At 68.8% G+C, this 26,012-nt stretch carries 24 protein-coding genes and 2 tRNA genes; 8 read left to right on the top strand and 18 right to left on the bottom strand.

All coding sequences use genetic code 11. The features are described from left to right. Positions 1 to 8: 8 nt before the first annotated feature. Both EOD42_RS14585 and EOD42_RS14580 read right to left on the bottom strand, forming a co-directional pair. Positions 9 to 1,547: an amidase gene (locus EOD42_RS14585; RefSeq protein WP_127788264.1), complete on the bottom strand. Its 1,539-nt coding sequence runs from the start codon at positions 1,545 to 1,547 to the stop codon at positions 9 to 11. Positions 1,548 to 1,552: 5 nt separating this feature from the next. Beyond that, a complete protein-coding gene (locus EOD42_RS14580; RefSeq protein ID WP_127788263.1) occupies positions 1,553 to 2,611 on the bottom strand; it encodes an AbrB family transcriptional regulator in 1,059 nt (352 codons plus the stop codon). A 214-nt stretch (positions 2,612 to 2,825) separates the two neighbouring features. Here EOD42_RS14580 and EOD42_RS14575 point away from each other — a divergent pair, with 214 nt between their 5' ends. Beyond that, positions 2,826 to 3,359, top strand: coding sequence for a hypothetical protein (locus tag EOD42_RS14575; protein ID WP_127788262.1), 534 nt, complete (start codon positions 2,826 to 2,828; stop codon positions 3,357 to 3,359). Position 3,360: 1 nt separating this feature from the next. Here the strand turns inward: EOD42_RS14575 and EOD42_RS14570 are convergent, their stop codons facing one another. Continuing rightward, positions 3,361 to 5,763 carry a heavy metal translocating P-type ATPase gene (locus tag EOD42_RS14570; RefSeq protein WP_127788261.1) on the bottom strand — a complete coding sequence of 801 codons (2,403 nt, stop codon included), beginning with the start codon at positions 5,761 to 5,763 and terminating at the stop codon, positions 3,361 to 3,363. Positions 5,764 to 5,907: 144 nt separating this feature from the next. On the opposite strand from EOD42_RS14570, the gene EOD42_RS26000 reads away from it, so the two are divergent. After that, positions 5,908 to 6,102 (top strand): heavy-metal-associated domain-containing protein, encoded by a 195-nt coding sequence (locus tag EOD42_RS26000; RefSeq protein ID WP_164867947.1) that lies wholly within the window; start codon positions 5,908 to 5,910, stop codon positions 6,100 to 6,102. 12 nt (positions 6,103 to 6,114) lie between these two features. Here EOD42_RS26000 and EOD42_RS14560 read toward each other — a convergent pair whose 3' ends face one another. From EOD42_RS14560 to ssb, 5 genes are all read right to left on the bottom strand, one after another. Next, a complete protein-coding gene (locus EOD42_RS14560) occupies positions 6,115 to 6,948 on the bottom strand; it encodes an NADPH-dependent oxidoreductase (protein WP_127788259.1) in 834 nt (277 codons plus the stop codon). A 61-nt stretch (positions 6,949 to 7,009) separates the two neighbouring features. Then, entirely contained in the window at positions 7,010 to 7,999 is a 990-nt protein-coding gene (locus EOD42_RS14555) for a Bug family tripartite tricarboxylate transporter substrate binding protein (RefSeq protein WP_127788258.1), read from the bottom strand. A gap of 76 nt (positions 8,000 to 8,075) precedes the next feature. Further along, positions 8,076 to 8,492, bottom strand: coding sequence for an RHS repeat protein (locus EOD42_RS14550; protein ID WP_127788257.1), 417 nt, complete (start codon positions 8,490 to 8,492; stop codon positions 8,076 to 8,078). 88 nt (positions 8,493 to 8,580) lie between these two features. Next, the gene (locus EOD42_RS14545; protein ID WP_127788256.1) at positions 8,581 to 9,684 is read right to left on the bottom strand and encodes an alpha/beta hydrolase; all 1,104 of its coding nucleotides are present in this window, start codon (positions 9,682 to 9,684) and stop codon (positions 8,581 to 8,583) included. 5 nt (positions 9,685 to 9,689) lie between these two features. Next, positions 9,690 to 10,253: a single-stranded DNA-binding protein gene (gene ssb / locus EOD42_RS14540; protein WP_127788355.1), complete on the bottom strand. Its 564-nt coding sequence runs from the start codon at positions 10,251 to 10,253 to the stop codon at positions 9,690 to 9,692. Positions 10,254 to 10,385: 132 nt separating this feature from the next. Here ssb and uvrA point away from each other — a divergent pair, with 132 nt between their 5' ends. The 3 genes from uvrA to tig all read left to right on the top strand — a co-directional run bounded on the left by uvrA (position 10,386) and on the right by tig (position 14,885). Further along, positions 10,386 to 13,292, top strand: coding sequence for an excinuclease ABC subunit UvrA (gene uvrA / locus EOD42_RS14535; protein ID WP_127788255.1), 2,907 nt, complete (start codon positions 10,386 to 10,388; stop codon positions 13,290 to 13,292). 141 nt (positions 13,293 to 13,433) lie between these two features. Continuing rightward, positions 13,434 to 13,518: transfer RNA gene (locus EOD42_RS14530), tRNA-Leu, on the top strand. A gap of 53 nt (positions 13,519 to 13,571) precedes the next feature. Beyond that, positions 13,572 to 14,885 carry a trigger factor gene (tig, locus tag EOD42_RS14525; protein WP_127788254.1) on the top strand — a complete coding sequence of 438 codons (1,314 nt, stop codon included), beginning with the start codon at positions 13,572 to 13,574 and terminating at the stop codon, positions 14,883 to 14,885. 54 nt (positions 14,886 to 14,939) lie between these two features. On the opposite strand, the gene EOD42_RS14520 is transcribed toward tig, so the two are convergent. The 6 genes from EOD42_RS14520 to EOD42_RS14495 form a co-directional block, all read right to left on the bottom strand. Continuing rightward, positions 14,940 to 16,028, bottom strand: a complete 1,089-nt coding sequence (locus tag EOD42_RS14520) for an ABC transporter ATP-binding protein (protein ID WP_127788253.1) — start codon at positions 16,026 to 16,028, stop codon at positions 14,940 to 14,942. A gap of 2 nt (positions 16,029 to 16,030) precedes the next feature. Next, the gene (locus EOD42_RS14515; RefSeq protein ID WP_127788252.1) at positions 16,031 to 17,095 is read right to left on the bottom strand and encodes an extracellular solute-binding protein; all 1,065 of its coding nucleotides are present in this window, start codon (positions 17,093 to 17,095) and stop codon (positions 16,031 to 16,033) included. A 20-nt stretch (positions 17,096 to 17,115) separates the two neighbouring features. After that, positions 17,116 to 17,919 (bottom strand): ABC transporter permease, encoded by an 804-nt coding sequence (locus EOD42_RS14510; RefSeq protein WP_127788251.1) that lies wholly within the window; start codon positions 17,917 to 17,919, stop codon positions 17,116 to 17,118. Further along, positions 17,919 to 18,839, bottom strand: coding sequence for an ABC transporter permease (locus EOD42_RS14505; protein WP_127788250.1), 921 nt, complete (start codon positions 18,837 to 18,839; stop codon positions 17,919 to 17,921). Before EOD42_RS14505 ends, EOD42_RS14510 begins: the two co-directional genes overlap by 1 nt. Further along, positions 18,836 to 20,056, bottom strand: a complete 1,221-nt coding sequence (locus tag EOD42_RS14500) for a pyridoxal phosphate-dependent aminotransferase (RefSeq protein ID WP_240655163.1) — start codon at positions 20,054 to 20,056, stop codon at positions 18,836 to 18,838. The genes EOD42_RS14505 and EOD42_RS14500 overlap by 4 nt, the downstream gene beginning before the upstream one ends. A gap of 220 nt (positions 20,057 to 20,276) precedes the next feature. Further along, entirely contained in the window at positions 20,277 to 20,738 is a 462-nt protein-coding gene (locus EOD42_RS14495) for a hypothetical protein (protein ID WP_127788248.1), read from the bottom strand. A 201-nt stretch (positions 20,739 to 20,939) separates the two neighbouring features. On the opposite strand from EOD42_RS14495, the gene parC reads away from it, so the two are divergent. The 3 genes from parC (at position 20,940) to EOD42_RS14480 (ending at position 24,804) form a co-directional block, all read left to right on the top strand. Further along, positions 20,940 to 23,132, top strand: a complete 2,193-nt coding sequence (gene parC, locus EOD42_RS14490) for a DNA topoisomerase IV subunit A (protein WP_127788247.1) — start codon at positions 20,940 to 20,942, stop codon at positions 23,130 to 23,132. A gap of 65 nt (positions 23,133 to 23,197) precedes the next feature. Continuing rightward, a tRNA-Thr gene (locus EOD42_RS14485) sits at positions 23,198 to 23,272 on the top strand. Positions 23,273 to 23,406: 134 nt separating this feature from the next. Further along, a complete protein-coding gene (locus EOD42_RS14480; protein WP_127788246.1) occupies positions 23,407 to 24,804 on the top strand; it encodes a tyrosine-type recombinase/integrase in 1,398 nt (465 codons plus the stop codon). On the opposite strand, the gene EOD42_RS14475 is transcribed toward EOD42_RS14480, so the two are convergent. From EOD42_RS14475 to EOD42_RS14460, 4 genes are read right to left on the bottom strand one after another with little or no spacing between them, the layout of a single operon-like run. Next, positions 24,779 to 25,018 carry a hypothetical protein gene (locus tag EOD42_RS14475; protein WP_127788245.1) on the bottom strand — a complete coding sequence of 80 codons (240 nt, stop codon included), beginning with the start codon at positions 25,016 to 25,018 and terminating at the stop codon, positions 24,779 to 24,781. The genes EOD42_RS14480 and EOD42_RS14475 overlap by 26 nt on opposite strands. 59 nt (positions 25,019 to 25,077) lie before the next feature. Then, positions 25,078 to 25,422 (bottom strand): HNH endonuclease, encoded by a 345-nt coding sequence (locus EOD42_RS14470; protein WP_127788244.1) that lies wholly within the window; start codon positions 25,420 to 25,422, stop codon positions 25,078 to 25,080. Then, on the bottom strand, positions 25,403 to 25,678 hold the full coding sequence (locus EOD42_RS14465) for a hypothetical protein (protein ID WP_127788243.1): 276 nt from the start codon (positions 25,676 to 25,678) through the stop codon (positions 25,403 to 25,405). Before EOD42_RS14465 ends, EOD42_RS14470 begins: the two co-directional genes overlap by 20 nt. Continuing rightward, positions 25,675 to 25,998, bottom strand: a complete 324-nt coding sequence (locus EOD42_RS14460; RefSeq protein WP_206020357.1) for a Gp49 family protein — start codon at positions 25,996 to 25,998, stop codon at positions 25,675 to 25,677. The genes EOD42_RS14465 and EOD42_RS14460 overlap by 4 nt, the downstream gene beginning before the upstream one ends. Positions 25,999 to 26,012 lie beyond the last annotated feature (14 nt).

The following is a 26,012-nucleotide window of genomic DNA, read 5'->3' as shown; positions in this document are numbered from 1 at the left end:
CGTTTCCTTTATGGCCTGAAGCAGTTGGCGGGTTCGTCGTCCTTGGCGGGCAGGCGGGGCAGGGCCTCGCCCGCCGCGCGCACGGCGGCGGCAATGGCGGTGCGCCGGGCCTCGCGGTCGGCGGGCACGGGCGTGCCGGCGGGGCCTTCGCCGCCCATCAGGGCCGGCCTGCGGTCCCGGTCGGCCAGCGCGGCCTCCAGCACCAGTGCCGCGCGCAGCACGCGCGCCTCCTCGAAATACGGGCCCATCAGCTGGATGTTCAGCGGCATGCCGGCGGCGTCGAAGCCCGAGACCACGCTCATGGCCGGGTGACCGGTCATGCTGGCGATGTTCATGGCGCTTTCGCGGGTGAAGGCCATGGTGCCCGCCGCGTCGTCGAAGCGCGGCGCCACGCGGAAGGCGCCCGGCATCAGCAGCAGGTCACAGGTGGAGAACAGGCGCTCCGTGCCCTCGGCCAGGTGGCGGCGCATGCGCTGGGCGGCGATGTAGTCGGCCGCCCGCACCAGGCTGCCGCTGGTCATCTTCTCCCACAGCGCCTGGCCCATCAGCTCCGGCCGGTCGCGGTAGTCGGCCTCATGGATGGAATGGGATTCGGACTGGTTGATCAGCCCGGCGGGCTGGCGATACCGCGCGAGCGGCTCCGGCAGGGCGATGTCGATGATGCGGGCGCCGGCGGCCTCCAGCGCGGCCCGGGCGGCCTCCAGCCCGGCCAGGATGTCGGGGGAGATCGGCTCCTCCTCCATCCCCGTCACCAGCCCGATGACCATGTGCCGCACGCCGTCCCGCAGCCCGGCGCGGTAATCGGGCACGGGGCGATCGGCGCTGGCGGGGTCCGACGCGTCGAAGCCCGCGATGGTGTTCAGCACCAGCGCGCTGTCGGCCACCGTCCAGCACAGCGCACCCGTCACATCCAGCGACCAGCAATTGGGCAGGCAGCCCGCCCGGCTGGTGCGGCCATAGGTGGGCTTGAGCCCCATCAGCCCGCAGGCCGCCGCCGGCAGGCGGATGGAGCCGCCCGTGTCGGAACCCAGCGCGAAGGGCGCGAGGCCCGCCGCCACGGCCGCCCCGCTGCCGGTGGAGGAGCCCCCGGTGAAACGGTCCAGGTCCCACGGGTTGCGCGCCACATCGAAGGGCAGGTCGAAATACACGCCGCCATTGCCGGTGCCGTATTCCCAGGTGTTCAGCTTGCCCAGCAGGATGGCGCCCGCCGCCTGCAGCCGCGCCACGATCGTCGATGTCTGGTCCGCCACATGGTCCAGCATCAGCCGCGACCCGCCGGAGGTGCGCACCCCCGCCACGTGGTAATTGTCCTTCACGGCGAAGGGGATGCCGTGCAGCGGTCCCCGCCTGCGCCCGGCCGCGATCTCGGCATCGGCTTGCGCCGCGGCCAGGCGGGCTTCCTCGAACATCGGGGTGATGTAGGCGCGCACGCGCCCGTCCACCGCCGCGATCCGACCCAGCACCGATTCAAGATAGGCGGTGGCCGTGAGGCTGCGGGCCGCGATCCGTTCCGAGGCCTCGGTGACGGACAGGAAGCAGGGTTCCATCGGGACTATTCTCCGGGGGCCGGGTGCGGCCGGTGGGCATGCAGCAGCCGGAAGATCGGCGGCGTCAGCATCGTGACCAGGAAGATGCGGGTGATGTGCAGCGTCACGATGATCGCGACATCCAGGCCCAGCCCCTTGCCGGTCAGGCTCATCTCGGTCACGCCGCCCGGCGAGGTGCCGAGCAGCATGTCCCCCAGCGGCTTGCCCGTCAGCCAGGCCAGCCCCACGCCCACCAGGGCGCACAGCACCATCAGCGCCACGATCTCCAGCACCGCGAAGGGCACGAAGCGGCGCAGGCGCGACAGGGCATTGCGGTCGATGCCGGCGCCGAGGTTGGAGCCCAGGAAGATCTGCGCCGTGGCGGAGAGCCAGCCCGGCACGCCCGAGGTCTGCACGCCGCACGCGGTCAGTGTCGCGCTGACCGCGAGCGGCGCCAGCAGCCAGCCCGCGCGCACGCCCATGCGCACCAGCAGCACGGCCGCGATCAGGCTGGCCAGATAGACCAGCCCGAAGGCCAGCGGATCGAAGGGGATGACGGTGGACAAGGTCTGGTGGTCGCCGTGCAGCCCGCTGAGGACCATCAGGTTGGGCGTGATGATGACCACGAAACATACCCGCAGGATCTGCGCGACCGCGACCGGGGCGGGCTCTCCGCCATGGGCCTCGGCCAGCATGGCCATGTCGGCGGCGCCGCCGGGCAGGGAGGCGAACCAGGCCGTGGCGATGTCCAGCTTCGCGACCTTGGCCAGCACCGGCGCCAGGGCAGCGCCCACCAGCAGGGTCGCGAAGGCGGCGCCGATCAGCAGCGGTGCCTCGCGCGCCAGCAATGCGGCGGTGGCCGGCGTGAAATACAGCCCGAGCGCGATGCCCACCACGCCGAAGGCGCCCTGGCGGGCCCGGCGCGAGGCCCCGGCGGGCAGCCCTGCCACCCGGGCGGCGGCCACGAACACCAGGGAGCCGATGAGCCAGGGCAGGGGCAGGTGAAGATAGGCGAAGACGCTGCCGCCGACTGCGCCGAGCGCCGTGCCGAACAGCAGGCGGTAGAAATGGGAGAGCTTCGGCATCAGGCGCTGCGCAATCGGTCACATGGCATGGACGCAGTGCAGCATTGTCGGACAGGTGCCGCAAGGGCGCCGGCCGGGCCGCGACGGCATGCCGTGGCGCAGGATGACCACGAAACATGCAGAAAATTCCTGACTTAAGAAGTATGGTTTCAGTGACGCACCTCTGGCCTTCTTGGCCTCAGCCAAGGAGTGGAGGCTCCGGAACATGTTCTACATGTGGAAGAAAAGGCCGGAGAACCGGCCCGAAACCACCCAGAAGATCGAGGTTCTGCTGACCTTTCCCACGGCGGAACAGGGCATGCTGTTCGCGCAGTGGCTGCGCGGCAGGATCATGGGCCGGCGCGGCTGGCTGGCGGCGGACGCGGTGCGGGTGGATTATGCCGCCTGCTGCGAACTGGATGCGGCGGACAATGAGCGCGGCTATCACGAGGCGGCGATGGCCCAGGCGCGGATCATGATCCTCGCAGGCAGCCCCGCCTGGCTGACGAGCCGCGAATGCATGCAACAATATCTGCGCTTCGCCACGGAGAACCGCCGCAGGGCCGCAGGCGGCCGCCCACCGCTGAAGGGCCTGTGCCTGGTCATGACCGATGAGAGGCAGGGCATGGAGATGGAGGCCGTGCCGCGCGCCGGCTGGCAGATGCTGCCTGCCGCCAGGGCGCCGATCAGTGAATTCCCCTACGGCAACCTGGGCGTGCGGGGGCTGACCGACGGCTGCCTGGACCGGGTGATGGCCGCGATCCCCTGAGCTAGCCCGCGAAGCGCCGCAGCCGGAGCGCGTTGGTGACGACGAAGACGCTGGAAACGCCCATGGCCGCCGCCGCCAGCATGGGCGAGAGCAGCCCCGCCGCCGCCACCGGGATCAGCGCGGCATTGTAGGCGAAGGCCCAGAACAGGTTCTGCCGGATGTTGCGCATCGTCGCGCGCGACAAGCCCACCGCCCGCGCCACGCCCGACAGGTCCCCGCCCATCAGCACGACCTCGGCGCTTTCCAGCGCCACATCCGTGCCGGTGCCGATGGCGATGCCCACATCGGCCGCCGCCAGCGCTGGGGCATCATTGATGCCGTCGCCCAGGAACGCCGTGGGTGCCTGGCCGCGCAACTCCTCGACGATGGCCAGCTTGTCGGCCGGCAGCACCTCCGCGCGCACCTCCGCGATGCCGAGCTGGGCGGCGATCGCCTCCGCCGTGCGGCGATTGTCGCCCGAGACCATGACCACGCGCAGGCCCTGCTCCTTCAGGGCCGCGACGGCGGCAGGCGTCGATTCACGGATCGGGTCCGCCACCGCGATCACGCTGGCCGCCTGGCCGTCCAGCGCCACCAGGAAGGGGGTGCGCCCCAACCCCGCGAGCCGCGCCGCCTCGCCCTCCAGCGCCGAGAAATCCACCCCGCGCTCGGCCATCATCCGGGCGGAGCCGATGGCGACTTCCCGGCCCGCCACGCGCGCCACCAGGCCACGGCCGGGCAGGGGCTCGAACTGCTCCACCTCGGGCAGGGTGAGGCCGCGTTCGCGCGCCGCACCCACGATGGCGGCCGCCAGCGGATGCTCGGAGCGGCTCTCGGCGGCGGCGATCAGCGGCAGCAGCGTGTCGTCGCCCAGCATGTCGGTCAGCTTCGGGTGGCCCTCGGTCAGGGTGCCGGTCTTGTCGACGGCCAGGATCGCGGTCTCGCCCAGGCGCTGCAGCGCGTCGCCGCGCCGGAAGATCACGCCCAGCTCCGCCGCGCGCCCGGTGCCCACCATGATGGAGGTGGGCGTGGCCAGCCCCATCGCGCAGGGGCAGGCGATGATCAGCACCGCCACGCCGTTCACCAGCGCCTGGGAAATGTCGCCGCCGACGAACAGCCAGATCAGCGCGGTCAGGGTCGCTATCGCCATGACCGCCGGCACGAACCACAGGGTAATGCGGTCCACCACCGCCTGGATCGGCAGCTTGGCGGCCTGCGCGCCCTCGACCATGGCCAGGATCTGGGCCAGCACCGTCTCGCCGCCCACGGCGGTGGCGCGGAAGCGCAGGCCGCCATCGGTGGCCAGCGTGCCGCCCGTCACGCGGTCGCCCGCCTGCTTGCGCACGGGCACCGGCTCGCCGGTCAGCATGCTCTCATCCAGCAGGGCGGAACCGTCGATCACCTCGCCATCGGTGGGCACGCGCTCACCGGGGCGCAGCACCACCACGTCGCCGGCGGCCAGCGCCTCGATCGCGATCTCGCTGGTGGTGCCGTCGCGCTCCACGCGGGCGGTGCGCGACTGCAGCCGCATCAGCCGACGGATCGCTTCCGAGGCCTGGCCCTTGCTGCGGGCCTCCAGCAGGCGGCCGAGCAGGATGAGCGCCACGATCACGGCCGCTGCCTCGAAATAGACGTGGCGTGCGTCCTCGGGCAGCAGGAAGGGCAGGAAGGTGGTGACCGAGGAATAGGCCCAGGCCGCACCCGCACCCACGGCGACCAGCGTGTTCATGTCGGGTGCGGCGCGCAGCAGGGCAGGCCAGCCATGGCGCTGGAAGCGCAGGCCGGGGAAGAACAGCACCGCGCTGGCCAGCAGGAACTCCACCACCCACAGCGTCTGCATGCCGATCGCGTGGTCCAGCGCGTGGTGCAGCGCCGGGAACAGGTGCCCGCCCATCTCCACCACGAACAACGGCGCGCTGAGCAGCACCGCCAGCAGCGTGTCGCGCCGCAGCCCCGCTTCCTCGGCTTCGCGCCGCGCGGTCTCCTCGGCCAGCCGGGCCGCGGAGGCGCCTTCGGCCGGGGCGGCCTCATAGCCCGCGCGTTCCACCGCCGCGATGATGGCCGCGGGCGCCACGCCGAGGCCCCTCACGCTCGCGCGCTCGGTCGCGAGGTTCACGCTGGCCGCCGTGACGCCAGGCACGGCCAGGATGGCGCGTTCCACCCGTGCCACGCAGCTGGCGCAGGTCATGCCGGTGATCGAATAATCCCGGCTCTCCGCCACGGGCTCGTATCCAGCGCGTTCGATGGCGGCCGCCGCCGCCCGCGCGGCCTCGGGGCTGTCCACGCTGAAGCTGGCGCGGTTGCTGGCCAGATTCACGCTGGCATCATGCACGCCGGGCACGGCCGCGATCGCACGTTCCACACGGCCCACGCAGCTTGCGCAGGTCATGCCCTCGACAGGCAGCGACAGTGTGGTCTGTGACATGATGTTGCAGTCCCGGTCTGGCCTTGGATGTCGATAAGTGGCGTCTTAACTATGGTTGCAAGGGAGCATCCCGCCTTGCGCCACATCAAGGCATGCGGGCCAGCGATGCGGGAGGCTCCCCTGGAAAGACGAGGATCCGACGCCATGGTGCGCATCAAGGTGGAGAACATGACCTGCGGCGGCTGCGCCAAGGGGGTGACCGCGACGCTGAAGGAGGCTGCCCCGGGCAAGCTCGTCGCACTGGACCTGGAGAAGAAGGAAGTGACGGTGGCCATGGACGACGTGGCGCCGCTGCTGGCCGCGCTGGAGAAGGACGGGTGGCAGGCGAAGGCCGCCTGACACCCGCGCCGCTTACTTCAGCTTGAAGCCCAGTCCGATGATGGCCTCCTTCATCACATGCCGGCCGGTCAGGGCCTTGGGGGTTGCCACGCGCTCGGCGGAGCGTGCCACCCAGCCTTCCTCCGGCAGGGACTGGCCGCGCTGGAACTCCTTGAACAGCGCGTCATAGGTCTCGACCGCCTCGGCCTCGGCGTCGCTCGAATACTGCTCACGCGACAGGATGGTGCGCACGGGCAGGCGGGGCTTGATGGCGGCCGGGCGTGCCGGGTCGGGCTTGCCGACCACCAGGCCGAACACGGGCATCACATGCGGCGGCAGGCCCAGCTCCTTGGCGACGGTCGTGATGTCGTTGCGCAGCGCGCCGATATAGACGGTGCCGAGCCCGAGCGATTCCAGCGCCACCACCGCGTTCTGCGCGGCGAGTGCCGCATCCACCACGCCCACCAGCAGCATCTCGGTATAGTCGAGACCCTGCGTCTCGATGCCGCGCGCCTCGGCCACGCGCGCCAGGCGCGACAGATCGGCCAGCCACACCAGCAGCAGGGGGGCATCCAGGATGTGCTTCTGGTTGCCGGTCACCGCCGCCAGCCGCGCCTTGCGCTCCTTGTCCTCGACCGCGACCACGCTCCAGACCTGCAGGTTGGAGGAGGAGGCGGCGGACTGCGCCGCCACGATCGCCGTCTCCAGCGCGCCCTCGGGCAGGGCATCGGGCAGATAGGCGCGGACCGAACGGTGGCTGAGCAGATGCTCCACCACATCGTTCACCTGCGGCGGCACCGAAGGGCCTTGGCCCTGGTAGCGCTCCGCCAGCAGGGCGGCGGCCGGGGAGGGATTGTCCTTGGGCATCGGGGGTCACCTTATGTGCGTTGCCGCAAAGGTGCCCCCGAATTCGCAACCCGCAAGAGGGTTATTCGGGTTGCACGCGCCCGATGCGGAACAATTCTTCTGCCTTGGCATAGTCCTGGCGGATGAAGGCCGCGAAATCCGCGCTGCCCATGAAGCCCGCGATGGCACCGCTGGCCACGAAGCGCTCCACGATGGCGGGTTCGGCGAGCGCCGCCGAGACCGCCTGCGCCACCTTGGCCTTCACCTCGGCCGGCATGGCGGCCGGACCCCAGAAGCCCCACCAGGAACGCACGTCCAGGTTGGGGAAGCCCGCCTCGGCCGTGGTCTGCAGGTCCGGCGCCAGCGGGCTGCGCTGGGCAGAGGTGATCATGATGCCGCGCAGGTTGCCGCCGCGCACCTGGGGCAGCATGGCGGGGGCCGGGTCGATATGCGCGCCGATGCGCCCGCCCATCAGGTCCGCCAGGGCAGGGGTCGTGCCGCGATAGGGCACCACGGTGATGTCCTTGCCGATGGTGCGGATCACGTCGATGGTCGCCAGATGGCCGGCGGCGCCCAGCGCGCCGACGCCGAAGGACCAGTCCTCGGGCTTCTGGCGGGCGGCCTCGATCACCTGGGCCAGGGTCGTCTGCGGTCGGTCCTTGCTGATGGCCATCACCACCGGGCCCTCGCCCACCCGGGCGATGGGCGCGAGCTCGGTCAGCGGGTCATAGCCCGGGCTGCGCATGACCAGCTTCGCCAGCGTCTGCAGGCTGGCCGAGAACAGTAGCGCGTGCCCGTCGGTGGCCGATTGCGCGACGGCCTGCCCGCCCACCGCGCCATTGGCGCCGCTGCGGTTTTCCACCTGGACGGTCTGGCCGAGCTTCTCGGTCAGGGCAGGGGCCAGGATGCGTGCCAGCACATCGACCGACCCGCCCGGTGCGAAGGGCACCACCAGCCGGATGCTGCGCTGGGGCCAGGCGCCCTGTGCCAGGGAGGCAGGGGCCAGGGCAGGGGTCGAAAGCAGCGCAGCGCCCGCCAGGGCAGCACGGCGCGACATGAAAGGCTTGAACAAGAAAGAATTTCCTCGATGCGGTGCGGCACGGATTTGTGCCACGCCGCATAACGGAAATGCAATCTTCACGAAGCAGTCAGCGGCGAGTGGTGCCCGTCAGCCGGCCGGAACTGTCGTAATGCCGCAGCGTGTCGCCGCTGCGTTCCGTGCGGCCGGTCATCCGCCCCGAGGAATCGTAATGGCGGGAGACATCGCCGCTGGTTTCGGTGCGCCCGGTCAGGCGGCCGGAACTGTCATATTGCCGGGCCATGCCGCCATTGGTCTCGATGCGCCCCTGCAGGCGGCCGGACGAATCATACTGGCGGGTCGTGTCTCCGCTGCGCTCGGTGCGGCCGATCATCCTGCCGGAACCGTCATAGCGGCGGCTGGTGTCGCCCTGCATCTCCACCCGGCCCTGATAGCGGCCGGAAGCGTCATAGTCGCGCCCGGCCGGCTGGGCCGAGGCGGGCAGGGCCAGGCAGAGCCAGCCCAAGGTCAGCATCAGTTTCCTCATGGCGCCCTCTTATCGTTCCCCGGCTGTTGCGGCATCGCCGGGATGAGGGAGCATGGTGGAGCGCGACTGTGGCCCTATTCGGGCGCCGTCATTCAGGTGACAGCGCGCGGCCGACAAGCCTGAAGGGGCTGGAGACGGTGTTACCGATGGCATTGAACACGAAGGCCCCGGCGCGCCTGACGCCGCCTGGTTCCGCGGCGCCGCTGTCGATCATCCGCGCATAGTCCCGCGCGAAGCCCACATAGCGGTCGTGGTTCAGGGAATTGCTGGCGGAAACCGCGCTGATATCCACGATGGCCATGCCGGATTCGCGGGCGGCCTGCTGCACGGCCTCATCATCCACGCTGAGGTTGCCCAGCCGGTTGCGCGCGCCCGCGATGCGCGAGGAGGCCGACAGCGCGCGGTCATCGCGGGAGACGAGGACGGTCAGCGGCGGGTCCAGCGGGCCGATCACGCGGGTCTGGCTGCGGAACACGTCCATGTCGATGTCGGGTGAGGCGAGGATGACGCGCAGCGCGGCGATCACCTCGTTGCGGCCCATCAGGCGCAGCTGGCGCAGCGCCTCCATGGTCAGCCAGCCGCCCATGCTGTGGGCCACCAGCATCACCGGCCGCCCGGGGCACATGGCCGTCACACGGGACAGCAGCTCCACCAGGTGATCGCGGGAGAAGATGGCCGCGTCGCGGTCCGCGACATAGGCCAGCGGCAGCGCGTCCGAGGGCCAGGAGAACAGGATCGGCACACCGCCCGGCTCCGTGTCGGCGGTCATCTGCACCAGGCGGAACAGCGCCTCGGGGAAGTTCGTGTTGTAGCCATGCACGAAGATGGCGGTGTTGCCCGCATTCGCGGCGCAGCGCCGGGCGGAGACCCCGGCCTCGAACCCCGCCAGATCCAGCACGCGGCTGTCCAGGGTGACGAAGCTGCGGGTGGGGTCGGGCACACGCGACGGCCACTCGATGCGGCCTGCTTCATGCGCCGGCGGCACGGAGACCGTGTAGGCCGCGAGGTTCAGCCGCGGTGAGCGGCCGTTCGTGAAGTCATTGGCATCGGCCGACCGGCGCGCACGGGAGGTCGCGACATGCACCGTGATGGGCGTGCCTGGCGCCGCGCTGACGGGCGCCAATGCCGCCATGTCCGGCCGCGTGGCGCAGCCGGACAACAGCAGGACCAGGGCGAGCCAATGGCGCCGCATGGCAATCAGAACGGGATGTCGTCGTCCAGGTCGGACTTCTTGGGGGCTTCCCAGCCGCCGCGCGACTGGCCGCCACCACCGCCACCGCCGCCGGAAGAGCGGCCGCCGCCATAGCCGCCGCCACCGCCGCCGCCGGAGGAGCGGCCGCCGCCGTACCCACCGCCGCCGCCGCCGCCGCTGTAGCCACCGCCTTCATCGTCGTCGGACCCGCCGCCGCCCTGGCCACGCCCGCCGACCAGCGTCAGCTCGCCGCGGAACTGGCGCAGCACGATCTCGGTCGTGTAGCGCTCCTGGCCTTCCTTATCCTGCCACTTGCGGGTTTCCAGCTGGCCTTCGAGATAGACCTCGCTGCCCTTGCGCAGGAAGCGCTCGGCCACATCGCCCAGGCGCTCGTTGAAGATCGCCACGGAGTGCCACTCGGTGCGCTCCTGCTGGTTGCCTTCGCGGTCCTTGAAGCGTTCGCTGGTGGCCACGCGCAGGTTCACGACCTTGCCGCCATTCTGGAAGTTGCGCACCTCCGGGTCGCGGCCGAGCCGCCCCAGGATGATGACCTTGTTCACGCCGGCCATGTCGTCCACCTTGAAATGAGGCAGCGATCTTACCTGATTGGCACGGGGCCAAGCCAGCCCCGCCCGTCGCCATTGCGCGTTGCAGCGTCCGGTGGCATATGTGAACACATACAGAACATTCGGAATACCCCCATGCCGCGTGACCATGCTCCTGCGGGCCAGGAAAGCCGTTTCATCCGCATTCGCGGGGCGCGCGAGCACAATCTGAAGAATCTGGACGTCGATATCCCGAAGGACACGCTGACGGTCATCACCGGCCTGTCGGGTTCGGGGAAATCCTCGCTGGCCTTCGACACGATCTACGCCGAGGGGCAGCGGCGCTATGTCGAATCGCTCTCGGCCTATGCGCGGCAGTTCCTGCAGCTGATGCAGAAGCCCGATGTGGACAGCATCGAGGGCCTCTCGCCCGCGATCTCCATCGAGCAGAAGACGACCAGCAACAACCCGCGCTCCACCGTGGGCACTGTCACCGAGATCTATGACTACATGCGCCTGCTGTGGGCGCGGGTGGGTGTGCCTTACTCGCCGGCCACCGGCCTGCCGATCGAGGCGCAGAGCGTGTCCCAGATGGTGGACCGGGTGGCGGCCATGCCCGAGGGCACACGCCTGCTGATCCTGGCCCCCGTCGTGCGCGGCAAGAAGGGCGAATACAAGAAGGAGCTGGCCGAGTTCCAGCGCCGCGGCTTCGAGCGCGTGAAGGTCAACGGCACCCTGACCCTGATCGCCGAGGCACCCAAGCTCGACAAGAAGCTGAAGCACGACATCGAGGTGGTGGTGGACCGCGTGGTGGTGCGGGACGGCATGGCCCAGCGCCTGGCCGACAGTTTCGAGACCGCGCTGGGGCTCGCGGAGGGCATCGCCTATGCCGAGAACGCGGATACCGGCGAGCGCACCGTGTTCAGCCAGAAATTCGCCTGCCCGGTCAGCGGCTTCACCATCGAGGAGATCGAGCCCCGGCTGTTCTCCTTCAACTCGCCGCAGGGCGCCTGCCCGTCCTGCGACGGGCTCGGCACCGAGACCTTCTTCGACCCCGCCCTGGTGGTGCCGGATGAGAAGAAGAGCCTGCAGGAGGGCGCGGTCGCTGCCTGGGTGAACGCCAATTCCCCCTACTATCAGCAGACGCTGGAGAGCCTGGCGCGGCACTATCGCCAGCGCATGGATGTGGCGTGGTCCGAGCTGCCCGGCGAATTCCGCGAGGCGCTGCTGAACGGCACCGCCAAGGAAGTGATCACGCTGAAATACAAGGACGGGCTGCGCGCCTATGAGGTGCAGAAGCCTTTCGAGGGCGTGATCCCGAACCTGCAGCGCCGCTACCGCGAAACCGACAACCCCTGGGTGCGCGAGGACCTGACCCGCTACCAGGCGCATAAGGCCTGCGCGGTCTGCAACGGCAATCGCCTGAAGCCCGAGGCGCTGGCGGTGAAGGTCGCTGGCAGCCACATCGGCGAGGTCGGCTCCCAGCCCATCCGCCGCGCGCGGGACTGGTTCGCGGGCGTGGCCGAGACCCTGACCCCGCAGCGCCAGGAGATCGCGCGCCGTATCCTCAAGGAGATCGAGGAGCGGCTGCAGTTCCTGGTCGATGTGGGGCTGGATTATCTGACCCTCGGGCGCGGCTCGGCCACGCTGTCGGGCGGCGAATCGCAGCGCATCCGCCTGGCGAGCCAGATCGGCAGCGGCTTGACCGGCGTGCTGTACGTGCTGGACGAACCCAGCATCGGCCTGCACCAGCGCGACAATGAGCGCCTGCTGGGCACGCTGCGGCGCCTGCGGGACATCGGCAACACGGTACTGGTGGTGGAGCACGACGAGGATGCGATCCGCGCCGCCGACCATCTGCTGGATATCGGCCCGGCAGCGGGCAAGGCCGGCGGGCGCATCATTTCCCAGGGCACGCCCGAGGAAGTCATCGCCGACGAGAACAGCATCACCGGCGCCTATCTGTCGGGCCGTCGCGAGGTGCCGCTGCCGGCCGCGCGCCGCGAATTCGACCCCAAGCGGATGCTGCGGCTGGTGGGTGCCACCGGCAACAACCTGAAGAACGTCACGGCCAGCATCCCGCTTGGCACCTTCACCTGCGTCACCGGCGTGTCCGGCGGCGGCAAGTCCACGCTCATCATCGAGACGCTGTACAACGCGACCGCGCGCCGGCTGATGGGCGCGGGCACGGTGCCCAGCCCCTATGAGAAGCTGGAGGGCCTCGAGTTCCTCGACAAGATCATCGACATCGACCAGTCGCCGATCGGCCGCACCCCGCGCTCCAACCCCGCCACCTACACCGGCCTGTTCGCGCCGATCCGCGACTGGTTCGCGGAGCTGCCGGACAGCCGTACCCGCGGCTACAAGCCCGGCCGCTTCAGCTTCAACGTGAAGGGCGGCCGCTGCGAGGCCTGCCAGGGCGATGGCGTCATCAAGATCGAGATGCACTTCCTGCCCGACGTCTACGTCACCTGCGACAGCTGCAAGGGCAAGCGGTACAACCGAGAGACGCTGGAGGTGAAGTTCCGCGGCAAGTCCATCGCCGATGTGCTGGACATGACCGTGACCGAGGGGCGCGAGTTCTTCTCCGCCGTGCCCGCCATCCACGACAAGCTGCGCACGCTGGAGGAGGTGGGGCTCGGCTATATCGGCCTCGGCCAGCAGGCGACGACGCTGTCGGGCGGCGAGGCGCAGCGCATCAAGCTGGCCAAGGAACTGTCGCGCCGCGCCACCGGCCGCACGCTGTATATCCTGGATGAGCCCACGACCGGGCTGCATTTCGAGGATGTGCGCAAGCTGCTGGAAGTGCTGCATGCGCTGGTCGAGCAGGGCAACACCGTGCTGGTGATCGAGCACAATCTGGAGGTCATCAAGACGGCCGACTGGATTCTCGACCTGGGGCCGGAGGGCGGCGACGGCGGCGGCCGCATCGTGGCCGAGGGCACGCCCGAGGATGTGGCCCGGACCCCGGGCAGCCACACCGGGCACTTCCTGGCGCCTATCCTGGCCCGGCATGCTCCGGTGGCCAAGCCGGCGGCGAAGAAGCGCAAGAAGGCGGGGTAGCGGTATCCCGATACTCTATGGCGCCAGTGCGGGCTTTTCCGGCCCTCTCGCACTTGGCGTAAGGCGCCCCATGGTTTACACGCCCGGGCCTTGATGGAGCATCTGTGGCCAGTCTTGCGGCTGCCGTAACGGCACCGAAGGGCGGGCGTGGTGGAATTGGCAGACACGCCAGATTTAGGTTCTGGTGGCGAAAGTCGTGGGGGTTCAAGTCCCTCCGCCCGCACCACAGGCCGGACACACAGCCCTTGATAGGGCAGAGATTTTGAAGGTTTGCGCGCGATGAACGTGACGGAACTGTCGAACGAGGGGCTGAAGCGGTCCTATAGCGTGGTGGTGCCTGCCGCCACCCTCGCGGCGCAGAAGGACAAGAAGCTGGCCGAGCTGGGCCGCGACCTGAAGGTGCCGGGCTTCCGCCCCGGCAAGGTGCCCGCCTCTCTCGTCGCCAGCCGCTACGGCAAGGCCGTGACCGGCGAAGTGCTGGACGCCTCCATCCAGGAAGCGACCGACAAGCTGCTGACCGAGCGCAGCCTGCGCCCGGCCACCCAGCCCAAGATCGACCTGAAGGAATTCAAGGAAGGCGAGGACCTGTCTTTCGAGATCAGCATGGAAGTGCTGCCGGAAGTGCCGATGCCCGACTTCTCCGCCATCAGCCTGACGCGCCTGAAGGCGACCCCGGGCGAGGCCGAGGTGGCCAAGGCCATCGAGAACATCTCCCGCCGCAACTCCTCGCTCGAGGAAACCGAGGCCCGCGCCGCTGCCAAGGGTGAAGTCCTGATCGTGGACTTCATGGGCAAGATCGGCGACGTGGCCTTCGAGGGCGGCACGGGCACCGACATGCCGGTCGAGATCGCGGGCCCCGGCTTCATCCCCGGCTTCTCCGAGCAGATGGAAGGCATGGTCCCGGGCGAGACCCGCGTGATCACCGTGCCCTTCCCCGAGGACTACCAGGCCAAGGATCTGGCCGGTAAGACCGCCGACTTCACGATCACCGCCAAGACCCTGAAGGTCTACACCAAGCCCGCGGTGGACGATGAGCTGGCGAAGAAGCTCGGCCTCGAGAGCCTCGAGAAGCTGAACGAGACGATCAACAACGTCCTGCAGAACGAGTACGACGGCATGGCCCGCGCCAAGGTGAAGCGCGCCCTGCTGGACGCGCTGGCCGAGCAGGCGAGCTTCGAGGTGCCCGAGGGCCTGGTGGAGGCCGAGTTCGGCCAGATCTGGCCGCGCGTGGAAGCCGACATGAAGGCCGACCGCCTGGATGCCGACGACAAGGGCAAGGACGAGGAGACGCTGCGGGCCGACTATCGCAAGATCGCCGAGCGCCGCATCCGCCTGGGCCTGCTGCTGGCCGAGATCGGCCGCACCAACAACATCCAGGTCACCCCGGAAGAGCTGAACCGCGCCATGATGGCCGAGGCCCAGCGCTACCCGGGCCAGGAGCGCCAGGTGATCGAGTTCTTCACCAAGAACCCGGACGCCATCAACAACCTGCGCAGCCCCATCTTCGAGGAGAAGGTGGTGGACTTCATGCTGGAACTGGCCAAGGTCGAAGAGAAGACCGTGACGCCGGAAGAGCTGGCGGCCGCCGAGTAATCGAGGCCAAAGCCCGGAACTGGAAAGGGGGCCGAAAGGCCCCCTTTTTCGTGCTCAGTTGTCGCGTACCACCTTGTTGGCGGAAGCTGGCCAGTGGGCCATCACGCGTTCGCCCACGCGCATGCCGGCGCCATCCGGTGCGGCGCCGTCGCGATTGGCCAGATAGGCCAGCAGCGGCTCCCCATCATCCAGTCGCATGTAGAGATGGGTCATCTGGCCGCGATAGACCACCTGCTCGACAGTGGCCGGCGTGCCGTTCCCGGGCAGCGGACCATCGGCGGGGCCGATGGCGATGGCCTCCGGCCGGACCGCGACCAGCGGCGCTTCCTGGGTCTCCGTCGGCAGCAGAAGCCGCCCGCCGCCCGGCAGGGCGATGGCCAGCCCCTCCGCCCCGCGGGACGCCACGGTGCCCTTCAGGAAGTTGGCTGCGCCGATGAAGCCCGCGACGAAGCGGGTGGCGGGCTGGCTGTAGATTTCCTCGGGGGTGCCCACCTGTTCCAGCTTGCCGTCGCGCATGATCACGATGCGGTCGGCCAGCGTCATCGCCTCCTCCTGGTCATGGGTGACCAGGACGGCGGTGATGCCCAGGCGCCGCTGGATCTGGCGCAGCTCCACCTGCATGCTTTCGCGCAGGTTCTTGTCCAGCGCGCCCAGCGGCTCGTCCAGCAGCAGCAGGCTCGGCTCGATCACCAGGGCGCGGGCGAGTGCCACGCGCTGCTGCTGCCCGCCCGAGAGTGCCGCCGGCAGCCGATCGGCGAAACTGCCTAGCTGCACCAGGGCCAGGGCATCGGCCACGCGCTTCGCGGTCTCGGCCTTGCCCACGCCGCGCATCTGCAAGCCGAAGGCCACGTTCTGCGCGATCGAGAGGTGCGGGAACAGCGCGTAGTTCTGGAACAGCATGCCGATGTTGCGCTTGTGCACCGGCACCTTGGTCACCTGCATGCCGCCGATCAGGATCTCGCCGGCGGAGGGTTCCACCAGACCCGCGACCATGCGCAGCGTGGTGGTCTTGCCGCAGCCCGAGGGACCGAGCAGGGCCACCAGCTCCCCCGCCGCGATGCGCAGGGTCACGCCCTCCACCGCGACGTTGCGGCCGTAATGCTTGCTCAGGCCGGACAGCGCCAGGTCGACGGGCTTGGCCATGCTCAGCTGCCGAACACCTGGTTGAAGCGCTCCAGGATGGCCGGGCGCAGCGGGTTGATATGCGCCCAGTCCAGCACATACAGGCGCAGGTCGCGCATGCGGCTCTCGGGATAGGGCACCAGGTTGGACACCTCGGCCGAGAGCTGGATGTCGCTGACCGACGGCGCGGCATAGGTGGCCTCGGCCATGCCTTTCTGCACGGCCGGCGACAGGATGCGGTCGATGAAGGCGGCGCCGAGTTCAGGCTCGGGCGCGTTCTTCACCAGCGTCACGCAATTCACGCCCGCGAAGGAGCCCTCGCTCGGGCGGCTCTGCACCACCGGCGCGCCGCGCATGATGTAGGGCACCAGCCCCTTGGAGAATTCCGGCCCCGCCACATCGGCCTGGCCCTGGCTGACCTGCAGGATGGTGGCGCCGGTGTTGTCGTACAGCGTCTGCACATTGGGCTTCAGCTCGGCCATCTTGGCCCAGCCCTTGTCCATCTCGTACTGCGCCTCCAGCACCGGCTTGCCGGTCACCATGGAGGTCGCAATGGCCAACAGGTGAACGCTCTGCGTCAGGCGCGGGCTGATCATGATGAAGCGGCCGCGGAAGCGCGCATCCCACAGCTGGGCGAAGCTTTCGAGCGGGGGGACGGAGGTGTTGGTGAAGGGCGTCACGACCGAGATGGCGAAGGCCGCGCCGTAATCCTCGGCGTAGCGGAAGTTCGGGAACACCTTGGCCAGGTTCGGGATCTTGTCGGCCGGCAACTTGTCGATCAGCCCCTCGGTCTTGGCGATGGGGATGCCGAGGTCGTCCATCATCATGACGGAATAGGTAGGCCGGGCCTTTTCCGTGCGCAGGATGGCGATCTGGCCCAGCGTCACGCCCTCACGCTGGAACACGCGGCAGCCGAAATCGGACTGGAAGCGCGGGATCACGCTGCGGCGGATGTATTCGCCCTGCACGCCGGAATAAGTGCCGACATAGAGCGACTTTCCCTGCGCCCAGGCATTCTTCACCACCACCGTGGGGGCGGCCAACGCACCGAGAGCAAGCGTGCGGCGGGACAATGAGTGTTCGGTCATGTGTGCTTCTCTCATGAAGGTCAGATGCCCATGGCGCGGCGCAGGCCCACGAGCTTTTCCAGGCCGATCACCGCCAGCGCGCCCGTCAGGATCATGAGCGTGGACATGGCGGCGATGGACGGGTCGAAGACTCGGGACATGCTGGAATGCAGGAAGATCGGCAGCGGCACCGTCTGCGCATCGGCCAGCCAAAGGGAGATGGGGAAGTCGTCGAAGGAGATCATGAAGGAGAACAGGCAGCCGGCCGCGATCCCGGGGATGATCTGCGGCACCGTCACCAGCCAGAACACGCGCCAGGGGGGCGCGCCAAGGGTGCGGGCCGCTTCCTCCAGCGTGCGGTCCACCAGCTTCAGGCTGGCGGTGATGGTGCGCACCAGATAGGGCAGGGTGATCAGCACATGGCCGATGAACAGGTTCATCTCCGCATCGCGCAGCCCGCGGCTGGCCATGAATTGCAGCAGAGCGAGGCCGGTGATCAGGATCGGGAAGATCTGCGGCGAGAGCAGGATGGCTTCCATCGCCGCCGCCCCGGGCACCTTCCAGCGGTTCAGCGCATAGGCGGCCGGCAGGCCCAATGCGAAGGAGGCGGCGGTGGCCGCCACCGCCAGCACCACGCTGACCATGAAGGCGTGCCGGAACTCCTCATCCGCGATCACCCGGCCGAACCAGTCGAAGGTGAAGCCGCGTGGCGGGAAGGTCGCGAAGGGCGCCTGGCTGACCGACAGCGAGATCACCACCAGCAGCGGCGCCAGGATGAACAGCAGGATCAGCGCGCCGAAGCCGTAGACCAGCACGGCGCCCGAGGTGGAAAGCCGCCCGCGCATCAGCGTGCCCCCGAGGCGCGCAGCCGTGCGCGTTGCCGGTATTCGATCAGCCAGGTCGCGCCGATATTGGCGCCCAGCGCGATGGCGACCATGACGAAGGCGATGGCCCCGCCCATGGCCCAGTCATAGGCGGTGGTCACCTGCTGTTCGAGCAGGTTGCCCAGCATGGCGCCCCGCGTGCCGCCCAGCATGGCGGGCGTGATGTAGGACGCGGCCGTGAGCGAGAACACCACGCTGATGCCCGCCGTCAGGCCCGGGATGCTGAGCGGCAGCGTGACGCGCAGGAAGGCGCGCCAGGGGGCTGCGCCCAGCATGCGCGCGGCCTCGATCACGGCGGGGTTGATCCGCGTGAGGGAGGTGGCGAGCGGCAGCACCATCAGCGGCAGGAACACATGCACCGAGGCGACCACCACCGCCCATTCGGTGAACATGATCTTCACCGGGGTCACGCCGAAGCCCACCGCCTCCAGCAGCCAGTTCAGCACCCCGGTGCGGCTGTTGCCCAGCAGCAGCTGCCAGCCATAGCTGCGCACCAGCACGCTGACGACCAGCGGGGCGACGACCAGCACCATCACCAGCCGGCTGAACCAAGGCTTGGCATAGGCGATGGCCATCGCCAGCGGATAGGCCAGCACCACGGTGACGAAGGAAGTGACGAAGGCCACCTTCAGCGTCAGCAGCAGCGTGCGCTGATAGGCGGGGCTGAACAGCAGCCGGTCGAAATTCGCGAGCGTGAAGGGCGGCGCCACCTCGCCGGTCTGGTGCTGCGTCATGAAGCCGTTGGCCAGCAGCACCAGCGACGGCAGCACCAGGAAGGCGAACAGAAAGGCCAGCCCCGGCAGCAGCATGGCCAGCGAGACGTAGCTGCTCCGGCCCGGCCAGGCGATGCCGCGCGGCTGAGGGAGCGCCGTGGCGCTCATGCCGCCATCGCGGGCGACAATTTCGCCACGGCGGCCGCCATGCGGGCGGCTGCTTCCTCCAGCTTCTCCATCGAGGTCGCGATGGACAGCCGCACATGCGGCGACAGGCCGTAGGCGGCACCGGCCACCACCACCACGCGCGCTTCATCCAGGAAGAAGGCCGCGACATCGGCATCCTTCTCCAGCACGGTGCCGGCGGGCGTGCGCAGGCCGAACAGCCCGCCGCATTCCACGAATAGGTAGAAGGCACCCTGCGGCCGGTGGCAGCGCAGGCCGGGGATGGCATCCAGCAGCGGGATCAGCCGGTCGCGCCGCGCCTGGAAGGAGGCCGAGCGTTCCGCCAGGTAATCCTGCGGCCCCTCAAGAGCTGCCACCGAGGCCGCCTGGCTGATGGAGCACAGGCTGCCGCTGCTCTGCGACAGCACTTCCTTCATGGCGGCGATCAGCGGCGCGGTGCCGCCGGCGAAGCCCACGCGCCAGCCGGTCATGGCATAGCCCTTGGACACGCCCGAGAGCGTCAGCGTGCGCTCCTTCAGGTCGGGCGCCACGGCCGCGAAGCTGTGGAACTTCACGCCATCGAACAGGATGTGCTCGTAGATCTCGTCCGACATCAGCATCACCTGCGGATGGCGGCGCAGCACCTCGGCGATCTCCAGCAGATCCTCGGGCGTGTAGACGGCGCCCGTGGGGTTGCTGGGGGTATTCAGCATCAGCCAGCGGGTACGCGGGGTGATGGCGGCCTCCAGGCTCGCGCCGTCCAGCTTGTAGCCGTTGTTGTGCGAGCACGGCACGACCACCGGGTTGCCGCCGACCAGCCTGGTCATGTCGGTGTAGGAGACCCAGTGCGGCGCGGGCACGATCACCTCGTCGCCCTCGTTCAGGGTGGCCATCAGCGCCAGGAAGATCAGGTTCTTGGTGCCGGGGGCGCACATCACCTCGTTGGGCGCGTAGTCGATGGCGTTGTCGCGCTGGAACTTGGTGCGCACGGCGCGCAGCAGGGCGGGCGTGCCGCCGACGCTGGTGTAGCGCGTGTCGCCCGCGCGCATGGCCGCGATCGCGGCCTCGATCACGTGTTCGGGCGTGTCGAAATCGGGTTCGCCGGTGGCAAGGGAGATCACGTCGATTCCCGCGGCCAGCAACTCGCGCGCACGCTGGGAAGCCTTGCCGGATGCGGAGGGTTTCACCCCCTCCAGGCGATCGGCGATCAGTTTCGTCACTCTGGCACAGCCCTTCGGATACAGTTCCGTATGGCCGTGTGCGCAACCCGTTTGCGGGCCTGCTGGCTTGTCCTCGTTCATCTGAGCATGCTGCGGCGCGGCATGGCCAGGGCTATTTGAAGCAAGGGGGTGGCGATAAGTTCTGGCTAACGTGCCTTGTCGGACATTCCATGTGGCCGGGCCATGTGACCGGGCCCACATGGCCGGCTGGCGCCCGGGTTCAGTGAAGCGTCACACCGATCGCGGGCCGCATGATCGGCGGCGGCAGGCGCAGACCGGCCTCGGCCACCGAATCCGCGAAGCCCGCCGCATAGAGCAGCGCGATCTGCGCGATCTGGGTGGGCATCCAGCCGACCAGCACCTCCAGCGCCTCCACCCGGTCGCCGATCTGCAGCGCGCCGATCAGGCGCAGCATGTGCCGCTCATCGATGCCCACCTGCGGGCAGTCGCAGCAACGCACCTCGATGGGGCGCCGGGCGTGGTTGGTCAGCAGCGCCATCATGCGGTCGAAGGCGCGGATGCCCTCGCTGCACAGATGGATCATCCGGCAGATGTCGCGCCAGTCCGGGTTCGCCTTTCCCGGCTGCATCAGCGGCGCCACCCAGGCGCGCAGCACGCCCACGGTGAACAGCGCGTCCGGCCCCAGGGTTTCGAGCGTGGGTTCGGTCGGTTGTGGCGTCATCGGGCTTGGCCTGTTCGATCTTCTGGAGGGTGGGCCGCATCAGCAGGAAGGGCGAAAGCGGAGCGCAACGCATGGGAACCTCCGTCTGCGATGGCGTCGTTTTAATGCAAATGCGAATGAGTCGCAAATAACAATGTCGCACTGGCCTGCGGGCGCCGGCTGGTGTACCCCCACCGACAGGAACATTTCACGAATCACGCCATGCCCGATGACCTGACCGGCGGCGCCACCGCCGATACCACGCTCGCCGAGGCGCTGTCCGAGCGCTACCTCGCCTATGCGCTGTCCACCATCACGGCGCGGTCGCTACCGGATGTGCGCGACGGCATGAAGCCCGTGCACCGGCGCGTGCTGTGGGCCATGCAGCAGCTGAAGCTCGACCCCGGCAGCGGCTTCAAGAAATGCGCCCGCGTGGTCGGCGACGTGATGGGCAAGTTCCACCCGCATGGCGATGCCTCGATCTATGAGGCGCTGGTGCGGCTCGCGCAGGATTTCGCCTCGCGTTATCCGCTGGTCGAGGGCCAGGGCAATTTCGGCAATATCGACGGCGATAACGCCGCCGCCATGCGATACACCGAAAGCCGGCTGACCGCCGTGGCCGCCGCCATGCTGGCCAATATCGAGGAAGACACGGTCGATTTCCGCGCCACCTATGATGGCGAGGACCGGGAGCCGATGGTGCTGCCGGCGGCCTTCCCGAACCTGCTGGCCAATGGCGCCTCGGGCATCGCGGTCGGCATGGCGACCAACATCCCGCCGCACAATGCGGCCGAGCTGTGCCGGGCCGCCATCGCGCTGATCGAGGACCCGAACGCGGACCTGATGGCCCATGTCCAGGGGCCCGACTTCCCCACCGGCGGCGTGCTGATGGAAAGCCCGGAGACGATCCGCGAGGCCTATGAGACCGGCCGCGGCAGTTTCCGCACCCGCGCCCGCTGGGAGGTGGAGAAGGGCAAGAACGGCACCTGGCAGGTCGTGGTCACCGAGATCCCGTATCAGATCCAGAAGGCCCGCCTGATCGAGCAGATGGCCCTGCTGCTGGACGAGAAGAAGCTGCCCCTGCTGGGCGATGTGCGCGACGAGAGCACCGACGTGATCCGCGTGGTGCTGGAGCCCAAGAACCGCAACGTCGAGCCCGCCGTGCTGATGGAGACGATCTTCCGGGCGACCTCGCTCGAAAGCCGGTTCTCCATGAACATGAACGTGCTGGACGCGACGCGCACCCCGCGCGTAATGGGCCTGCGCGAGGCGCTGCGCTGCTGGCTGGACCACCGGCATGAGGTGCTGGTCAGGCGCAGCGACCACCGCCTGGCCGCGATCGCGCGCCGGCTGGAGATCCTCGAAGGCTACCTGATCGTCTACCTCAACCTCGATGAGGTGATCCGCATCGTGCGCGAGGAGGACGAGCCCCGCGCCGCGCTGATGCGGACCTTCAGCCTGACCGAGGTGCAGGCCGAGGCCATCCTCAACATGCGCCTGCGCTCCTTGCGCAAGCTCGAGGAGATGGAGATCCGGCGCGAGCACGATAAGCTGAGCAAGGAGAAGCGTGGCCTGGAGGCGCTGCTGGGCAGCGAGAGCAAGCGCTGGGCGGCGCTGGCCAAGGAGATCGGCGAGACGGCGGCCAAGTTCGACGAGCCCCGCCGCACGACCGTCGAGGGTGCCGCGCCCACCGTGGTGGTGGACGAGATGGCCTTCGTCGAGCGCGAGCCGATCACGATCATCCTCTCCGAGAAGGGCTGGCTGCGCGCGCAGAAGGGCCATCTGCCTGCCGATGCCGAGCTTCGCTTCAAGGAGGGCGACAGCCTGGCCTTCGCCCTGCATGCCGAGACGGTGGACCGGGTGGTGGTGTTCACCTCGGCGGGGCGTGCCTTCACGCTGAAGGCCGATACCATTCCGCGCGGGCGTGGCGACGGCCAGCCGCTGCGCCTGATGGTGGACATGGCCAATGAGGACGCGCCGATCGCGCTGTTCAAGGCCGATGGGCGCTATCTGCTGGCCGCCAGCGACGGCAAGGGCTTCGTCGTCGAGAGCGAGGAGCTGATGGCCGAGAAGCGCACCGGCAAGCAGGTGATGAACCTGGAGGGCGCGGCCCGTGCCATCGCCTGCGTGCCCGCGCGCGGCGATGTGGTGGCCGTGGTGGGCGAGAACCGCAAGCTGCTGGTCTTCCCGCTGGAGCAGGTGCCGGTGCTGGGCCGCGGCCGTGGCGTGCAGCTGCAGAGCTACAAGGACGGCGGGCTGATGGATGCGAAGGTGTTCCTGGCGGCCGACGGCCTGTCCTGGCAGCAGCAGGGCGGGCGCACCCGTACCGAGGCCGATCTGACGCCCTGGCGCGGCAATCGGGCGGGTGCGGGCAAGGCCTTGCCGCACGGCTTCCCGAAGAATGGAAAATTCTGATCCGAAATTCTCGCCGGGGGGCGGTTGCGGCCCGGGCGCGGGGGCGGTAGAAGGCCGCCGCGTGAGCCGACTTAGCTCAGGGGTAGAGCAACTGATTCGTAATCAGTAGGTCCGGGGTTCAATTCCCCGAGTCGGCACCATTTCCCCTTCAAATATCAGCCACTTAGCGGCGTTCGGGACTTTCCAGGATCGTCCGAGGCTGTCCAGGGTTTGCCGATTTTCGGCCCCGCGTGGTAGCCAATTGGTAGCCAGTGGTAGCCCGGGGGCCTTGGAAATGAGAATCGGCGTCCGCACCCTCGAGGAGCTGCTGAAGCGGCCGGGCGATGCCAGGGAGATCTTCTGGGACGATAAGACCCCCGGATTCGGGGTCAGGCTCGGCCGAGGCATCTCCTACATCGTGAAGTTCCGTGTCCGCGGAGAAGGCAAGCAGCGGTTCCAGACCCTGGGATCCTACCCAGAGCTGCACCCCGAGCTGGCCCGCGAGCAGGCGGAGGATATTCGACGCGCCGCCGCCAAGGGCCGGGACCTGGGCGAAGAGGAAAAGTACGAGCTGGCGGCCGAGAAGAAGCGGCGCCAGGACGAAGCCGATGCCGAGGCGAAGCGCCTGGCCGCCGCGATTCCCATCAGCACTCTCCTGGACAGCTGGCGTTCCCGCACCGAGCAGGAGCGGGACACGAAGATCGCCGGCGGCGAGCTGGCCCGACACGAGAAGGAGATGCTCCTGATCGAGGCGCGGCTCCTGCGCCCCACCTTCGGAGCATTGGCGATCTCCGAGTATGACGCCGGCTCGGAGCTTCAGGCCCTCCTGGACCGCCAGGGCTCATGGAGCGCGGCGAACAACATCCGGGCGGCGATCGTGCGCATCGCCAAGCACATCAATCTGGAGACCCGGGCCTGGGCCTCACCCGCGCGATGGCCGACGAAGTTCGAGCTGCCGGGCAAGCCTACCAAGCGGTGGCAGCACTGGTCGGTTGAGGAGGTGGCCTCGCTGTGGGTGGCCTGCGGCGCATTCGGTCGGCCCGGCGCCCTGGCTCGGCTGATGATCATCACCGGATGCCGCGAGAATGAGGCCGCGCGCGTGCTGTGGGAGCATCTCCGCCTGACCAGCAGCACCCTGGGGCCCCATTGGGCTCAGCCGCCCACCAGCACAAAGGCCAGGCGCGAGCACCTTGTCCCCCTCAGCTCACCTGCAGTCGCCCTGATTGCCACGATATCGCCGCGCCTGGCCGGGCCCAGCAAGAGGCCTGACGAGCAGGAGGTATCGCCGCTGGTTTTCGCTGGGCGGTCAGGGAAGCCGTTCACTGGCTGGCCTGCGCTCAAGGCGGCACTGGTTGCCACAGGCAAGGTGAAGGAGGGCCATCTTCACGACCTCCGCCGCTCCGTCGCCACGGCTATGGCGGATGCTGGCATCGAGGTGGTGGTGGCCGACAAGATCCTGAACCACGCCTCGTCTGCAACCTTGCCGGGCGTCGTGGGTATCTATCAGCGGTCGGAGCTGTGGGATCGCCGCGTGGCGGCGATGGAGAAATGGGCCGAGGTTCTCGGCGAAGCGGTCGCGAGACAGACGAAACTGCCCTTACCAGAGGCCTGGGGCCTGAATGAGCCGCTGAAGGATGTGCCGTTGGCGCGGCGTGCCACCTGGGCCGCTAAGCCGCCCGGTCCCGCTTCTTAGGCGCATTCTTCTCGGCCGCCTTCTGCTCGGCCTTCTCGATCTGCCCTTGAAGCCAGCTGTCCAGGCTCGCTTTCGAATAATAGGTCAGCCGGCCGAACCTGAAGTAGCGCGGGCCATCGGCCGCCGGCTTGGACGCCAGCGCGTGCAGTGAGGCCACGGTGATATGCGTGAAGCCGAGCGAGGCGAAGTATGCGGCCGCGGCCTCGCGCGTCATGTGCGTGCCTATGGGCTCGACCGGCGGCGCGGCGTTGGGCTTTCGCTGGGTCTGGGCTCTCATTGCTTCTGCCAGTCCATGTTCGACCCACGCTCGCCATTGCACCGGGCGCAGGCGAGCGCGAGGTTGTCGTAGGTGTTCGGCCCGCCGAGGGAGCGGGGGATGATGTGCTCGCGTGTCGGCTGACGCCCGGGCACGTCGAGGTTGGTGCGGAACCCGCAATGGCAGCAGCGCCAGTTCTGTTCACCGCAGATCCGGTCGAACAGGGCGCGCCCCGTCCGCCCATAGAGCTTGGTGCCGGTCTCCTCGCGATGCTGCCGCCAGGCGAAGTCGATCTCGAGGGCCTTGCGAACCTCGGGATCGAGCCGGGCCAGTGTCGCGCTGTCAGGCTGCGAGAGGCTCATCGCTCTGTTCCTCGGGCGCCAGCACCGCTTCGCTCAGGGCCTTCGTCACCATTTCCAGCATCTCCCAGCGCTGCGTCAGGGAGCCAGAGCGGGCACGGACCAGGGCGGAGAGCAGGGAGACCATGACGGCGATCCGGCCCTCATCGGGGACATTGGCAGCCTGCATGATCTCCGCGACCTGCCTGGCCAGCGTGTCGGTGCGATTCTCGGCGGTGCGGCGCTTCGTGGAGGCGGCGCGGCGCTGCTGGCGGTTCACTGGCCAGCTTCCTTCTGGGTCTGCAGAACGGTGCAGAGAAGGTAGCCCTCCAAGGGCCAGGCCTGCCGGAAGGCGTCCTCGTAGGCGTAGCGCTGACCCACCTCGGCATTGAAGTTGGCCGGATCGGCGGGCGCGGATTTGCCGACGAGCCTGAAGCCGTTCTTCATCGAGATGATGCAGATCGTGAGCTGGCCCTCGTAGATATAGTCGACCGTCATGATCTGGGCCTCGATGTGCTCCTTCGTGACCCGGGGGTGGGCCATGTTGGAGGCCAGGGCCTGGGCTTCCAGGAGGGAGAGGCTCGGGGTGGTAGCGTTCATGGGGGCTGGCTTTC

This window comes from Rhodovarius crocodyli (genome assembly GCF_004005855.1).
Lineage (GTDB): Bacteria > Pseudomonadota > Alphaproteobacteria > Acetobacterales > Acetobacteraceae > Rhodovarius > Rhodovarius crocodyli.
This window is presented reverse-complemented; position numbering and strand designations above follow the sequence as displayed.